The organism is Micromonospora sp. KLBMP9576 (assembly GCF_050941805.1).
Taxonomy (GTDB): domain Bacteria; phylum Actinomycetota; class Actinomycetes; order Mycobacteriales; family Micromonosporaceae; genus Micromonospora.
In genome coordinates, this window is the sequence record NZ_CP194567.1 from 3,298,148 (window position 1) to 3,312,263 (window position 14,116).

At 74.4% G+C, this 14,116-nt stretch carries 10 protein-coding genes; 2 read left to right on the top strand and 8 right to left on the bottom strand.

The window, feature by feature from the left end; translation table 11 throughout:
* The first annotated feature begins 13 nt into the window (after positions 1 to 13).
* Entirely contained in the window at positions 14 to 445 is a 432-nt protein-coding gene (locus ACQ452_RS14850; RefSeq protein WP_433384415.1) for an archease, read from the top strand.
* Positions 446 to 455: 10 nt separating this feature from the next.
* Here the strand turns inward: ACQ452_RS14850 and ACQ452_RS14855 are convergent, their stop codons facing one another.
* Complete coding sequence (locus ACQ452_RS14855) at positions 456 to 1,874, bottom strand: RtcB family protein (RefSeq protein WP_433384417.1); 1,419 nt, start codon at positions 1,872 to 1,874, stop codon at positions 456 to 458.
* 184 nt (positions 1,875 to 2,058) lie between these two features.
* On the opposite strand from ACQ452_RS14855, the gene ACQ452_RS14860 reads away from it, so the two are divergent.
* The gene (locus ACQ452_RS14860; protein WP_433384420.1) at positions 2,059 to 5,214 is read left to right on the top strand and encodes an ATP-binding protein; all 3,156 of its coding nucleotides are present in this window, start codon (positions 2,059 to 2,061) and stop codon (positions 5,212 to 5,214) included.
* Positions 5,215 to 5,218: 4 nt separating this feature from the next.
* On the opposite strand, the gene ACQ452_RS14865 is transcribed toward ACQ452_RS14860, so the two are convergent.
* The 7 genes from ACQ452_RS14865 to ACQ452_RS14895 form a co-directional block, all read right to left on the bottom strand.
* Positions 5,219 to 6,010 (bottom strand): ABC transporter permease, encoded by a 792-nt coding sequence (locus tag ACQ452_RS14865; protein WP_433384423.1) that lies wholly within the window; start codon positions 6,008 to 6,010, stop codon positions 5,219 to 5,221.
* Positions 6,007 to 6,966 (bottom strand): ATP-binding cassette domain-containing protein, encoded by a 960-nt coding sequence (locus ACQ452_RS14870; protein ID WP_433384426.1) that lies wholly within the window; start codon positions 6,964 to 6,966, stop codon positions 6,007 to 6,009. Before ACQ452_RS14870 ends, ACQ452_RS14865 begins: the two co-directional genes overlap by 4 nt.
* Before the next feature lie 74 nt (positions 6,967 to 7,040).
* Positions 7,041 to 7,910 carry a carbohydrate ABC transporter permease gene (locus ACQ452_RS14875; protein ID WP_433394154.1) on the bottom strand — a complete coding sequence of 290 codons (870 nt, stop codon included), beginning with the start codon at positions 7,908 to 7,910 and terminating at the stop codon, positions 7,041 to 7,043.
* A gap of 38 nt (positions 7,911 to 7,948) precedes the next feature.
* Complete coding sequence (locus ACQ452_RS14880) at positions 7,949 to 8,998, bottom strand: ABC transporter ATP-binding protein (RefSeq protein WP_433384429.1); 1,050 nt, start codon at positions 8,996 to 8,998, stop codon at positions 7,949 to 7,951.
* The gene (locus ACQ452_RS14885) at positions 8,995 to 10,341 is read right to left on the bottom strand and encodes an ABC transporter substrate-binding protein (RefSeq protein WP_433384432.1); all 1,347 of its coding nucleotides are present in this window, start codon (positions 10,339 to 10,341) and stop codon (positions 8,995 to 8,997) included. Before ACQ452_RS14885 ends, ACQ452_RS14880 begins: the two co-directional genes overlap by 4 nt.
* 2 nt (positions 10,342 to 10,343) lie before the next feature.
* Entirely contained in the window at positions 10,344 to 11,198 is an 855-nt protein-coding gene (locus ACQ452_RS14890; RefSeq protein ID WP_433384435.1) for a carbohydrate ABC transporter permease, read from the bottom strand.
* A 26-nt stretch (positions 11,199 to 11,224) separates the two neighbouring features.
* Entirely contained in the window at positions 11,225 to 14,014 is a 2,790-nt protein-coding gene (locus ACQ452_RS14895) for a WD40/YVTN/BNR-like repeat-containing protein (RefSeq protein ID WP_433384438.1), read from the bottom strand.
* Between the last annotated feature and the right edge of the window lie 102 nt (positions 14,015 to 14,116).

The window sequence follows — 14,116 nt, forward strand, 5'->3', positions numbered from 1 at the left end:
GGAGGATCGGAGCATGCAGCCACGTAACGGGCGGGGGCACCGCCGCCTGCCGCACACCGCCGACGTGCGCGTCGAGGCGTGGGCGCCGACCCGGCGGGAGTGCGTCGCCGAGGCAGTCGCCGCGCTGGTCGACACGTTCGTCGACCCCGCCGGGGCACCCCCCGGCCCGCAGCGGGAGTTCCACGCGCCGGCCGGCGACGACGACGCGGACCTGCTGCTGGGCGTACTCGACGAAGTGATCTTCCGGATGGAGACGGCGGGCGAGCTGCCGCTGCACACCGAGGTCGCCGACGACGGCGCCGGCGGCCTGCTGGTGCGCTGGCGCACGGCGGACACCGACGCCGTCGAGCTGGTCGGCGCGGTGCCGAAAGCCGTCTCCCTGCACGAGCTGCGCTTCGGCCCCGGCCCCACGGGCTGGTCCTGCGCGGTGACGCTGGACGTGTGAACGGCCGGGCTCAGCCCTTCACCACACCCAGCGGCACCAGCCGGGCCACCTTCCGGCACAGCCCGGCGCCCTCCGCGGCGGCCACCACCGCCGAGACGTCCTTGTACGCCGCCGGCATCTCCTCGGCCAGACCGCGCCGCGACGCGCCGCGCACGGCGATGTCCTGCGCGGCCAGCTCGGCGTGCGGGTCCAGCCCGCGCTCCGCGCGCACGGCCTGCTTGCGGCTGCGCACCCGCCCCGCCCCGTGGCAGGTGGACGCGAAGGCGGGCGCCCCCGGCACGCCGGTGAGCACGAACGAGCCGGTGCCCATCGAGCCGGGGATGAGCACCGGCTGGCCCACGTCGCGCAGGTCGTCGGGCAGGTCGACGTGCCCGGGCGGCAGGGCGCGGGTGGCCCCCTTGCGGTGCACGCACAACGCGCGCCGCTCGCCGTCGACGTCGTGCGTCTCGATCTTCGCGAGGTTGTGCGAGACGTCGTAGACCAGGTCGAGGCGGCTGCCGGTGACCCGGGCGAAGACCTTGCGGGCGGCATCGGCGAGCAACTGCCGGTTCGCGCGGGCGTAGTTGGCGGCGGCGGCCATCGCACCCAGGTAGGCGCGGCCCTCGTGGGAGGAGACCGGGGCACAGGCGAGCTGGCGGTCCGGGACGTGGATGCCGTACCGGGCCATCACCTTCTCCATCCGGCGGACGTGGTCGGTGCAGACCTGGTGACCCAGCCCCCGGGACCCACAGTGGATCATCACGCAGACCTGCCCGGGGCGCAGCCCGAACGCGGTCGCCGCGATGTCGTCGTAGACCTCCGCGACGGCCTGCACCTCCAGGAAGTGGTTGCCGGAGCCCAGGCTGCCTACCTGCCGGGCGCCGCGCTCGACCGCCCGCTCGCTGACCTGCGTCGGGTCGGCGTCGCCGACGGCGCCGGCGTCCTCGCAGCGGCGCAGGTCCTCCTCGACGCCGAAGCCACGCTCGACCGCGTAGCGGGAGCCGCCGCGCAGCACCGCGTCGAGTTCCGCGCCCGTCGACAGGTGCCACACCGCGCCCCGGCCCATGCCACGGGGGGTGGCCTCGCCGAGGCCGTCCATCAGCGCGTCCAGCCGGGGCCGCAGCCCGTCGCGGTCGACGTCGGCGGCAAGCAGCCGCACCCCGCAGGAGATGTCGAAACCCACTCCGCCGGGCGAGACCACCCCGCCGTGGGCGACGTCGGTGGCGGCCACGCCGCCGATCGGGAACCCGTAGCCCCAGTGCACGTCCGGCATGGCGTACGAGGCCCCGACGATGCCGGGCAGCGTGGCCACGTTCGCCACCTGCTCCAGCGACTTGTCCGCCCCCGCGTCGGGCAGCAACGACCGGGACGCGAAGACCACCCCCGGCACCCGCATCGGGTCGCGCCGGTCGATCCGGAAGCGGTACGGCGACTCCTCGACCAGCTCCATTCCCGGCGGCTACCCGGGCGGGCGCCGCCTACACCCGGTCACCGGCGGCCGGCCGCCGCATCGCCCAGACGTCGGGCACCCGTGCCTGCCCGGTGACCGCGAACCCGAGCCGCACGTCCCCCGGGATTACCGGGCCGGCGCCGCGGTTACTGGACGCCGGGCGCCCGCGTCCTAACCTGTTCGGGTGAGCGCCGAGCTGATCCTGCTGTCGAGGGTGACCTTTCGCGGCCGGGAGATCACCGGTCCCCGGCTGCGCGGGCTGCTCGCACTGCTCGCCGACCACTTCCCCGGCGACTGCGCCGCGTCCCGGCTCATCGACGCGCTCTGGCCGCACGAGCAGCCACGCAACCCCACGAAGGCCCTGCAGATCCTCGTCTCCCGCGCGCGGGCACAATTGGGCGGCGACGTGATCGCCACGACCGCCACCGGGTACCGCCTGAGCCTCGGGGAGCAGCAGGTCGACGCCGCCGCCGTGGTGCGGCACGGCGAGTCGGCCGAGCGGTCCGCCCGCGCCGGCGACCACACCGCGGCGCTCGCCCACGCCGACGCCGGCCTCGCCCTCTGGAGCGGGCCGCCCACCGATGACCCACCCGGTGCGGATCCGCTGGCGGTGCTGCGGGCGGACCGCGTCCGGGTCCACCGGTCCCTGCGACGCTCCCGCGCGCTGGCCCTGTCCCGGCTCGGTCGCCACGCCGAGGCCCTGTCGCCGCTCGACGCCCTGGCCACGCGCTCGCCGCGCGACGAGGAGATCCTCGGTGAGCTGCTGCGCTGCGAGTCGGCCACCCGCGGCCCATCGGTGGCGCTGGCCCGCTACGAGCGGTACCGCAGGGCACTGCGCGACGACCTCGGGGCCGACCCGGGGCCCGCGCTACGGCAACTGCACCGCACGCTGCTCGGCGGAGAGGCCGCTCCGGCCCACCACCACGTCCCGCACGAACCCAACCCGCTGCTCGGGCGCGACGAAGACCTCGCCGCGGTGGCCGGGCTGCTACGCGCGTCGCGGGTGACAACCGTCGTGGGTCCGGGCGGCCTCGGCAAGACCCGGCTGGCGTACGCCGTCGCGCGGCGGGCGGAGCAGCGCGTCGTACGCCTGGTGCCGCTCGCGGGCATCACCGCCGACGCCGACGTCGCGGCCGAGGTGGCCGCAGCCCTCGGTGTCGGTGAGGCCCGCAACGCGCCCGCCGGCCCGGCCCCCGTCGCACCGGACGCGGTCGCCGCGATCGTGGGCGCGCTCGGCCCCGGGCCGGTGCTGCTCGTCCTGGACAACTGCGAGCAGGTCGTACGGGGCGTCGCGGACCTGGTCGGCGCGCTGGTGGCCGCCACCTCGGACCTGCGGGTGCTCGCCACCGGCCGCACCCCGCTGGGGCTGTCGTCGGAGTCGGTGCACCCACTGCCCGAACTGGCCCCACCGGCCGCCGTCGAGCTGTTCACCCAGCGCGCCCGGGCCGCCCGGCCCGGCGCCGGCCTGCCCGCCGAGGCGGTCGCCGACCTGTGCCGGCGCCTCGACGGCCTGCCGCTGGCCATCGAGCTGGCCGCGGCGCGGGTGCGGGCCATGACGGTGCCCGAGATCGCCCGCCGGCTCGACGACCGCTTCGCCCTGCTACGCGGGGGCCCCCGCGACGCGCCGCAACGCCACCACACCCTGCACGACGTCGTGGCTTGGAGCTGGAACCTCCTGGGGCCGGACGGGCAGGCGGCGATGCGCGCCCTGTCGGTCTTCCCCGGCGGCTTCGGCCCGCCGGCCGCCGCGCGCCTGCTCGGCCGTACCGACGTGACCACGGTGCTGGAGCACCTCGTCGACCAGTCGCTGCTGAGGGTCGAGGAGACGCCGGCCGGCGCCCGGTTCCGGATGCTGGAGACCGTCCGCGAGTTCGCCGGCGCGCGTCGTGCGGAGTCGGGCGACGCCGACGGGGTGCGCGCCGCCTTCCTCGGCTGGGCCCGCGACTTCGGCCTGGCGCACCACGAGTCGCTGCTCGGCGCGACCGCGTTCGCCGCCGCCGGGCTGGTCCGCGCCGAGCAGGACAACCTGGTCCAGGCGCTGCGGTACGCGGTCGCCGACAACGACGGGCCCACGGTCGCGGCCACGTCGGCGGTCCTGGCCGCGCTGTGGACCATGGACGTCAACCATTCCCGGATGTTGACGCTCGCCGAGGAGACGGGCCCGGTGCTGTCGCACTTCCGTCCGCCACCGCCGTTCGTGGCCGTCACCCGCACCGTGGCGGCGCTCTGCGTGGCGCACACGTTCATGGTCCTGGGCCCGCACGCGACCCGCGCCCTGGCGACCCTGCGCCGGCTGCCGTCCGCGCCACCGGACACCGTGGTCGGCGCGCTCTGCCTCGTGCTGGGCGCCGTGCCGGAGATCAGCGCGGACCGGGCGGTGCTGACGGCGTTGTGCGACGCTGCCGCCCCGGCGGTGGCCGGCGTGGCGAACTGCCTCGCCAGCTATCTCCTCGAGCAGGAGGGCGCGCCGGGCGAAGCCCTGGTCGCGGCCCGGCGGATGCTCACCGCCGTGCACGGCCAGCCGCTCACCTGGCTGCGCGTCCTCGCGCACGCGCGCGTCGGCGAACTGTGCCTGGGTGCCGAACTCGGGCACGAGGCCCGCCGCAACCTCACCGCCGCGCTGGACCTGCTCACCGGGTCGGGACCGTGGCTGGACGTGCACCAGATCCGGTGGACGCTGGTGCTGGTCAACCTGCAACTCGGCGCGCTCGACGAGGCACGACACTGGGCCGAACGCGCGACGTTCGACCGCGCCGACCACACGCACGGGATGGGGGCGTTCGAGTGGGGCATCCGCGCGGAGCTGGCCCTCGCCGGCGGGGACGTCGACGCGGGCCTGCGACTGTGGGGCCGCGCCGCCGACCACCCGGTGGAGCCCGCCGAAGCGGTGGGCGAGGCGCCGTGGATGCTGGAGGTGCACGCGGCGTGCGTCGTCGCCCATGCCCGAAACGGCCGGCTCGACCTCGTCGAGGGCCTCGCGGACGAGCTGGCGCGCACACTGGTGGCGCTGCTCGACCGGCCCATGGCCGATCCGCCGGCGTTCCTGATGCAGCGGCCGATCTGCGGGGCGCTGCTGCTGGCGCTGGGCACCGTGGACCTCGCCCGCGCGCGCCGTGGCGACGAGCGCCGGCAGCTGGCCGCCGGCGCCCGCCTGGTCGCGCTGGCCGAGCGGTTCCACCACCTGCGCAGCTTCCAGCCGACCATGTCCTCGGCCACCGCCAGGGCACAGGCCCGCGAGGCCGACGCGGCGGCGTACGACGAGGCTTCCTCGTCGTACGCCGCCCTCGGTCACGACGACCTGCGCGCCGTCGCCCTCGCGGCGGTACGCGGCCGCCCGTGACCGCTCAACGCGACGGGTCCCGGTCGTAGAGCCTGCGTGCCCACAGGTAGCCGACCAGTGCGATCACCAGGCACCACCCCACCGCCCGCACCGCGCTGCCGCCGCTCGCCGCGCCGAACAACAGGCCGCGCAGGGTCTCGATGATCGGGGTGAAGGGCTGGTGCTCGGCGAACCAGCTCAGGCCCGCCGGCATCGAGTCCGTCGGCACGAACCCGCTGCCCAGAAACGGCAGCAGGACCAGCGGCATCGGCAGGTTGCTGGCGCTCTCCACGGTCTTGGTGACCATGCCCAGCGCGACCGACAGCCAGGTGATGGCGAAGGCCACCAGCGTCAGCATCCCCGCCGCCGCCAGCCACCCGGCCGGGCCGGTCGTCGGCCGGAACCCGACGAGCAGCGCCACCGCGCCGACGACCACCAGGCCGCACATCGTCTGCAGCACGGCGCCGACGACGTGCCCGGTCAGCACCGCCGAGCGGGCGATCGACATCGTCCGGAAGCGGGCGACGATGCCCTCGGTCATGTCCATCGCCACCGAGATGGCCGTGGCCTGGGCGGTGCCGGCGATGGCGACCATCAGGATGCCCGGGGTGACGTAGTTGGCGTACGCGCCACGCCCCCCGGCGACATCGCCGAGGCCGTCGCCGAGCGTGCCGCCGAAGACGTAGACGAACAGCAGCAGGAAGATCACCGGCACACCGACGACGGTCACGGTCAGGGCGGGATAGCGCATCGCGTGCCGCAGGTTGCGGCGCAGCATCGTCCTGGAGTCGCCGAGGGTGTGGGCCAGGGTGGTCACTTCGTGCTCACCTTCTCGTCGGTGGGGCGGCCGGTGAGGGCCAGGAAGACGTCGTCGAGGTCGGGGGTGTGCAGGCTCAGCGCGTCGACCTCGACCGCCGCGTCGTCGAGCCGGTCGAGCAGGGCCTTGACCGACCGGACGCCCCCGTCGCCGGGGACCTGCAACGTGAGCGTCTCGTCGTCGCGGGTCGCCTGCGGCAGCGCCCGGGCCGCCGCCGCGAGCGCGCCGGAGTCGGCGAACCGCAACCGGACGTGGCCCCCCGGCACCAGCCGCTTCAGCTCGTCGGGGCTGCCCTCGGCCACCAGCAGTCCCCCGTCGAGCAGGGCTACCCGGTCGGCGAGCTGGTCGGCCTCGTCCAGGTACTGCGTCGTGAGGAAGATGGTCACCCCGCCGGCCACCAGATCGCGGATGATCTCCCACATGACCCGGCGACTGCGCGGGTCCAGGCCGGTCGTCGGCTCGTCCAGGAAGATCAGTCGCGGCTCGCCGACCAGCGTCATCGCCAGGTCCAGCCGCCGCCGCATCCCACCCGAGTAGGCCACCACCGGCTTGTCGGCCGCGGCCGTCAGGTCGAAGCGCTCCAGCAGGGCGGCCACCGCCCCCCGGCCCGCGGCCCGGCCCAGGTGCCGCAGGTCCGCCATGAGCTGGAGGTTCTCCGCGCCGGTGAGCAGGTTGTCGACCGCCGAGAACTGGCCGGTGACGCCGATCGTCGCCCGCACCCTGTCCGGCTCGGTGGCCAGGTCGTGCCCGAAGACGCGGACGTGGCCGCCGTCGGCCCGGATCAGCGTGGAGAGGATCTGCACGGCGGTGGTCTTGCCCGCGCCGTTCGGGCCGAGCAGAGCGAAGACGGTGCCCGCCGGGACGGTCAGGTCGATGCCGTCGAGCACGACGTGCCCGCGGTACGACTTGCGCAGGCCGGACGCCGCGATCGCCGCCCGTGGTGGTGGTGTCGTCATGGTGGCAGCGTGCGGGCGACCGGCATCACCACGGTTTCACCGGGGTTTCGCGGGCGACGCAGGCACCGCCGCCCCTACACCCGGTAGAACCCCCGGTAGCGGCGGATCAGCCGCCACTGCACCAGCACCGCCGCCACGGTCAGCAGGATCATCACCAGGGTCGCGGCGGCGGCGTAGCCGTAGCGCAGGTACTCGAAGCCGGTGCGGTAGACGAACAGCGACAGGTAGGTGGTGGCGTACGGGGGCGGGCCGCCGTCGGTCACCACGAACGCCGGCACGAACGAGAAGTGCAGGCTCTGGATGGCGTCGCGTACCGCCAGCAGCCCCAGCACCGGCGCCATCAGGGGCAGCGTCACGCGGCGGAACACGTCCCAGCCGGTGGCGTCCTCGATCGCCGCCATCTCGTAGACGTCGCGGGGCAGCGCGCGGCGGGCGGCCAGCAGCACCACGAAGGTCTCCCCCACGGTGAACAGGCTCATCAGCACGATCGCCGCGCGGGCGTCGGTGGGGTCGGTGAGCCACTGCGGCGGGGTGCGTCCCAGCGCGGTCAGGCCGTTCTCGCCGCCCGTGCGCAGCAGCTGGTTGATCGGGCCGTAGAGGGGGTTGAGCAGCCACAGCCAGAGCAGCCCGTAGGCGATCTCCGGCACCGCCGTCGGCAGCACCGCCGCGGTGCGGGCACCGCCGACGCCGACGGCGCGGCGGTGCAGCAGCAGCGCCAGGCCGAGGGCGAGCAGCATCCGCAGCGGTACGGCCACCAGCGCGAAGACCAGCGAGTTGGTCAGCGACACCCGGAACACCGGGTCGCCCAGCAGCGCCACGAAGTTGTCCAGCCCCACCCAGCGGGGCGGGCGCAGCAGGTCGTACTCGGTGAAGGCCAGCGCCAGGGTGATGGCGGCGGGCAGCAGCACCAGCCCGACGAGACCGACCAGGTACGGCGTCAGCATCAGCGCCAACTGCCGGCGCGAGCGGCGGTCGGTGCCCGTCACGGGGCGTACCGGTGCCCGGAGCCGGCGTGGAAGACGTGCACGTCGGCCCAGCGCACGCCGACGCGTACCGCCGCGCCGCGCCCGGGGCGGCGGGCGGCGGGCACCCGGGCGACGACGGGGTGCCCGCCGGCGAGCGTCAGGTACGCGTACGCGTCCTCGCCGACAACCTCGACGCGGTCGACGGTGGCCGCCGTGCCGTCGGTCACGGCCAGGTCGACGGCCTCCGGCCGGAAGCCGATCTCCAGCCGGCCGGACTCCGTGACGGTCGCCCCGGGCGGTGCCGCGCCCGTGGGCCGCACCGGCCCGTGCGCGGGCAGCAGGTTCATCGCCGGGGAACCGACGAAGCGGGCGACGAAGGTGGTGGCGGGGCTGTGCCAGATCTCGTCGGGGGTGCCGACCTGCTCGATGCGCCCGGCGCGCAGCACGGCGATCCGGTCGGCGAGCACCAGCGCCTCGGTCTGGTCGTGGGTGACGTGCACCATCGTCGCGCCCAGCCGCTCGTGCAGGGCCCGCAGCTCGGCGCGCATCTGCACCCGCAGCGCCTGGTCGAGGTTGGACAGCGGCTCGTCGAGCAGGAACACCTCCGGCTCGCGGACCAGGGCCCGGGCCAGCGCCACCCGCTGCCGTTCGCCGCCCGAGAGCTGCCCGGGCCGCCGGTCCAGCAGGGCGGCGCAGCCGACGGTCTCCGCCGCCGCGCGGGCCCGCTGCCGGGCCGCCGCGCGGGGGACGTCGCGCACCTCCAGGCCGAAGGCGATGTTCTCCGCCACGCTCAGGTGCGGGAAGAGCGCGTACGACTGGAACACCATCGACACGTCGCGCCGGCCCGGACGTTCGGCGGTGACGTCCCGCCCGGCGATGCGGATCCGGCCGGCGGTGACCGGCTCCAGTCCGGCGACGACCCGCAGCACCGTCGACTTGCCGGCGCCCGACGGGCCGAGCACCACCAGCAGCTCGCCCCGCGCGACGGCCAGGTCGACCTCGTGCAGCACCGGCACGCCGCGGTACGCGGCCGACACGCCGGCCAGGGCGAGACCCGCCTCGTTCACCCGTGTTCCCCGCGGGCGAAGATGGGCCGGGTCTGCTGGTCGAGGTCGCGGATCACGTCGTCGAGCCGGTCGCCGCGGTGCATGGCGTTCTCCAGGATGCCGTAGGTGACGTCCTCGATCTCCGGCCAGGTGGAGACGGTGGGCAGCGTCCGGACGGTGGGGATGGCGTCGAGGAAGACCTTCGCGCCGCGCGGCGGCCGGGCGGGGTCGAGGAACGCCGGCGACCGCGACACGTCGATGTGCGACGGGACGGTGCGGCCCGTGGCCGCGATGATCCGCTGGCCCTCCTCGGCGATGGCGAACTCCAGGAACCGCCACGTGGCGTCCTTGCGCTTCCCGCCCCGCGTCATGCAGTACGCGTCGGAGTGCAGCACCCCGACCTGCTCCCGGTAGACGGGCAGCGGGGCGACGTCCCACTCGAAGCCGGTGATGGAGCGGAACGTGGTGGTGGAACGGCGGGAACCCATCAGCATGGCGAGGCGGCCGTTGGCGAAGCGCGACTCGTCGTCCTCGGCCTCCACCTCCTCGTCGGTGGGCACCACCCCGTACGCCAGCCGCAGGTCGACGAGGTTCTTCAGCGCGTCCCGGGCGGCCGGGGTGTCCAGGGTCAGCCGGGTCGGTTTCGCCGGGTCGTCGACGATCTCGCCGCCGCCCGACCAGACGAACGGGGCGAGCCGGATGATCGACGGCTCGACGCCGAGGCCGTGCACGGCCGGGCGCAGCGCCGCGCCCTCGCTCTCGGTGGCCCTGACGACCACGCCACGGGCGTCGCGGGTCATCGCGGTGGCCGCGCCGACCAGGTCGTTCCAGGTCCAGCCGGCCTTCGGCTCGGGCACCCCGTGCTTCGCGAACAGGGTGCGGTTGTAGTAGACGGCCAGGCTGGAGACGTTCTGCGGCAGGCAGAGCTGCCGGTCGCGCCAGCGGAAGGCGTCCCACGCCACCGGGTAGTAGTCGGCCGGGTCGACGGCCCCGGAGGCGGCCAGCCGGTCGTCGAGCGGCTCGATGACGTCCTTGGCGGCGAACTGGCCGTAGAAGCGGTAGTTCATCAGGAACGCGTCCGGCGGGGCGCCGCCGGCCACCGAGGTGGCGAGCCGGGCCAGCAGGTCCTTGCGGTCACTGGCCTCGACGAGCTGCACGTCCGTGCCGGGGCGCGCCTTCTCGTACGCCTCGACGAGGGTGCGGTAGGCGGCGAGTTCCTCCGGGGCGCCGAAGACCAGCAGCCGCACCGGTCCGTCGGCGGACGACCCGGCGCCGGAGCCGCACCCGGCGACGGCCAGCACGGCGGTGAGCAGCAGCGCGAGCAGCGCCTTCGGTCGCGTCGTCGGTTCCGTTGCCGGTCGCATCGTCAGTTCCGTCCCGTCGGGTCGTCGTGGTGCAGGAAGCGCCGCTGGGCGAGCGCGAAGACGGCCAGCGCCGGCACCGTGGCCAGCACCGCGCCGGCCAGGAACACGGGGAAGTTCGTCGGGTCCAGCACCGACAGGGAGCGCAGCGCCAGCGGCAGGGTGAACAGGTCGCGGTCGTAGACGTAGACCAGCGGGTCGAGGAAGTTCGACCAGGTGAGCACGAACGTCAGGGCGGTGAGGCCGGCGGTGACCGGGCGTACCAGCGGCAGGGCGACGCGCCACCAGGTGCGCAGCGGCGACAGGTCCGCCACCCGGCAGGCGTCGTAGAGGTCGGCCGGCAGCGCCCGGAAGGCCAGGTAGTAGACCAGGACGTAGAGCGGTGAGGTGCCCAGCAGCGCCGGGGCGACCAGTGGCACCAGGGTGTCGGTCAGGCCGAGCATCCGGAAGATCGCGAAGCGCGGCACCAACAGCGCGGTGGCCGGCACCATCAGCGCGACCAGGCTGGCCGCCAGGACGATGCCGGTGACGCGCGGGGCGGCCCGGGCCAGCGCGAAACCGGCCAGGGCGGCGACGAGCACGCTCAGCGGCACCGCGACGGCCGCGACCAGGACCGAGTTGAGCGAGGCGCGCAGCAGCCCGCCCAGCTCGACGGCCTGCTGGTAGCCGGTGGTGGAGACCGGCTCCGGCACGAGCCGCGGGGTGGGTGGCGGCGGCAGGCCCGGCTCGGTGAGCGAGCCGGAGACGAGCAGCAGCAGCGGCGGGACGAAGACGAGCAGGACGAAGGCCGCGCCGAGGGTACGCCAGGCGCGGCCGGCCGCCCCGGGCAGCGGTGAGGGGCCGCGCGCGCGGCCCCTCACCGTGTCGTTGCCGATGGTCGCCTGCCTCAGAGCGGGAGCTGCCAGGCGCCGAGGCCGTGCGAGGCGGCGTAGAGCAGCCGCTTGCCCGGCACGACTGTCAGCCCCGCGACCTCCACGTTCGGCATGCCACGGGCCGCCTTCACCCAGGTGGTGGCGCCCCGGTCCAGCCGCAGGACCCCGAAGTCGGTGGCCGCGTAGAGGGTGCCGGTGACGTCGTCGCGGACCAGGTCGGTGATGGGCTGGTCGCCGAAGTCGTACGACCGGTCGGTCCAGGTCGCGCCGGCGCCGGCCAGCCGCACCTCGAACGCGTGCCCGAGGGTGGTCGGGGTGTTCGAGTTGAAGCCGCTGTAGGAGACCCACGCCCGGCCGGGGTCGGCGGGGTCGACGTGGATGCCGGTGACGAAGCGCTGCGGCGTGGTGGCGGTGTCGATCCGCGTCCAGGTGACCGCCGACGCGGGCTCGGCGTCGACGTTGCGTGACACGAAGACCCGGCCCGTGCTGGTGGCCGCGTACGCCGTGGACGAGTCGGTGCCGACCCGCTCGATGACCGAGACGGCGCCGCCGGCCCGGTCGCCCCACGCGGCGTCGGTGAGGTTGACGGTGCCCAGCGGGGCGAAGTCGCCGCACTGCGCCTCGAAGGTGCCGGTCCAGGTGTTGCAGATCCGGTCGGCCTCGGCCACGCTCCGGTCGCCCAGCCCGAAGGTCTTCGTCCGGTAGGCGGTGCGCGAGGTCCCGGCGAAGATCGTTCCGCTGACCTTCGGGTCGCTGATCACCGGGGCGTAGAACAGGGTGCCCGGCTGCCCGAAGACCGGGTCGGAGATGGAGATCCAGCTACCGATGTCGCCGCCGGCGAAGTTCACCTCGGGCGAGGCGTCGTAGAAGGTGTGGAAGCGGAACTCCGGGCGCCCCACGTCGAAGCCGGACGCGCCGCCGTCGCCGATCATCGTGTTGACCCAGCGCCGGCGCTCGCCCTTGTTCTCCCAGGTGCCGTTGTCCTGGGTGCCGCCCTGCAGCAGCCGGTGGTCGTGCGGGCTGGCCGACAGACCGATGAACTGCAACGTGTTCATGCCCTTGTTGATGCCGTCCAGCTTCGACGGGATCCTCGACAGCATCTGCTTGCAGCGGTCGCGCTGCGCCTGCGTGGTCAGGTTGCGGTCCGGGTTGTCGCACCAGGTTGAGCGGTCCACGAACTGGCCGCTGGAGCGCATCACCCCGCCGTCGTTGGCCTCGAAGAACTGGTACGGGTTGCGCGGGTTGGTGACCAGGGCGTGCTGGTCGGGGTGCAGGCCGTTGGGGTGCAGTTCGTCGGTGCCGTCGAAGGTCATGTCGGTGCCGCTGACGCCCGCGTCGGTGGAGAGCACCACGGCCCGCTTGTGGGCGACTGTCTCGCCGTAGACGTACGAGCCGCCGGTGTAGACGATGTCCGGGTGCCCGGCCGGGGTGTGCACGAACACGTCGTACCAGCACTGGCCGGTGCACTGGTTGTAGGTGGCGTAGCCCGGGTCGGCCGGGTTGGCGCTGCTCAGGTCGGCGAACGCGGGGGCGCCGCCGGCCACGTCGTCGCTGCGGAACAGCCGCGAGTACGGGTTGCCGAGGTTGCCCTCGTAGACGTACATCCGGGTCCTGCCGTTCGGCAGGGCGGTCACGTCGATCGCGGCCCGGGTCTGGAAGACCGCCGGGTTCAGCGAGGGCTTGATCTGCGTCCAGGTCGCGCCGGCGTCGCCGGAGCGCCAGACGCCCCGGGCGTACGAGGAGGCGTAGACGATGTTCGCGTCGCGTGGGTCGAGCTTGACGTAGCGCACGCCGCGCGGCGAGCAGGTGGCGGTGTTGTTGTATTCGGCGGCGCTGCCGGTGCACTGGGACGCGTCGGCCGCGCCGTTGTGGATGAACCGCCAGTTCGCGCCGCCGTCGGTGGACTTGTACAGGCCCCACTTCTCGGCGTCGGGCACGGGCCGGGTGACGCCGGTGCAGCAGGAACCGGACATGCCGCGCAGGGCGGTGGTGGTGGCGACGTAGAGCGTCCTCGGGTCGCCCGGGGCGATGGTGATCTCACCGATGCCCTTGCCGGCGAGCGCGTCCTTGCCGAGCGGGCCCTTCCAGGTCACGCCGCCGTTCGTCGACTTGTAGAGCCCGACGCCGGCCACGCAGCCGGAGGCGCAGGTGTTCGCCTCGCCGGTGCCGACGTAGATGGTCAGCCCGGTCCGGTCGTTGCGGTCGATCTTGACCGAGCCGGCGGCGTTGATGCCCAACGGCCCGCCCAGGTAGAACCACTTCGGCTCGGCGGCGAGGACGTTCAGGGTGCCCCAGACACCGCCGCCGGCCGGCGTGACGTACGCCCGGCAGAGCAGCGCGTTGCAGTCCGGCGCGATGTCGATGGAGGTGACCCGGCCGCCCGCCACGTACGCGTTCGGCACGTAGTTGCCGGCGTTGCGGTACTCGGTGAACGGGTAGAGGGCCTCGCTGGGCCCGATGTTGGTCCAGCCGCGGGTGCCGCCGGGGCGGCGCTCGGCCGCCGCGTACGCCGACTTGGAGCGGTCGATCTGGGCGATGCTGATCGTGTCGGCCGGGTACGCGCGCTCCAGGAAATCCTGCTGCGCGGCGTTGCCGGGCCCGTCGGGCGACATGCCGTCGCTGCCCGGCACGGCCTGGCGCAGCCGCTCCATGTGCGCGCCGAGCGCCCCCGGCATCTCCCCGTCGCCGGCCGCGACGGCTGCCGGCACCTCGGCCCCGGCGAAGTGGATTCCAACGAGACCGGTCGATGCCACCAGGACACCGACCGCCAGTCCGGTGAGCAGATGGCGGCGTCTGCGCTTCACGAGGATTCCTCCGGCAGCTCACGTGCACCGCCGCAGCGCGGTCCTTCCGGATTGACGACCGTCACTGGCAGCGTCCACGCTGGAGAATGTCAGAACGCGACG

Bases quoted from the DNA above. Each gene is read 5' to 3' on its own strand.
- ACQ452_RS14850 (WP_433384415.1), top strand. From the start codon at position 14: ATGCAGCCACGTAACGGGCGGGGGCACCGCCGCCTGCCGCACACCGCC.
- ACQ452_RS14855 (WP_433384417.1), bottom strand. From the start codon at position 1,874: ATGGAGCTGGTCGAGGAGTCGCCGTACCGCTTCCGGATCGACCGGCGC.
- ACQ452_RS14870 (WP_433384426.1), bottom strand. From the start codon at position 6,966: ATGACGACACCACCACCACGGGCGGCGATCGCGGCGTCCGGCCTGCGC.
- ACQ452_RS14875 (WP_433394154.1), bottom strand. From the start codon at position 7,910: ATGCTGACGCCGTACCTGGTCGGTCTCGTCGGGCTGGTGCTGCTGCCC.
- ACQ452_RS14885 (WP_433384432.1), bottom strand. From the start codon at position 10,341: ATGCGACCGGCAACGGAACCGACGACGCGACCGAAGGCGCTGCTCGCG.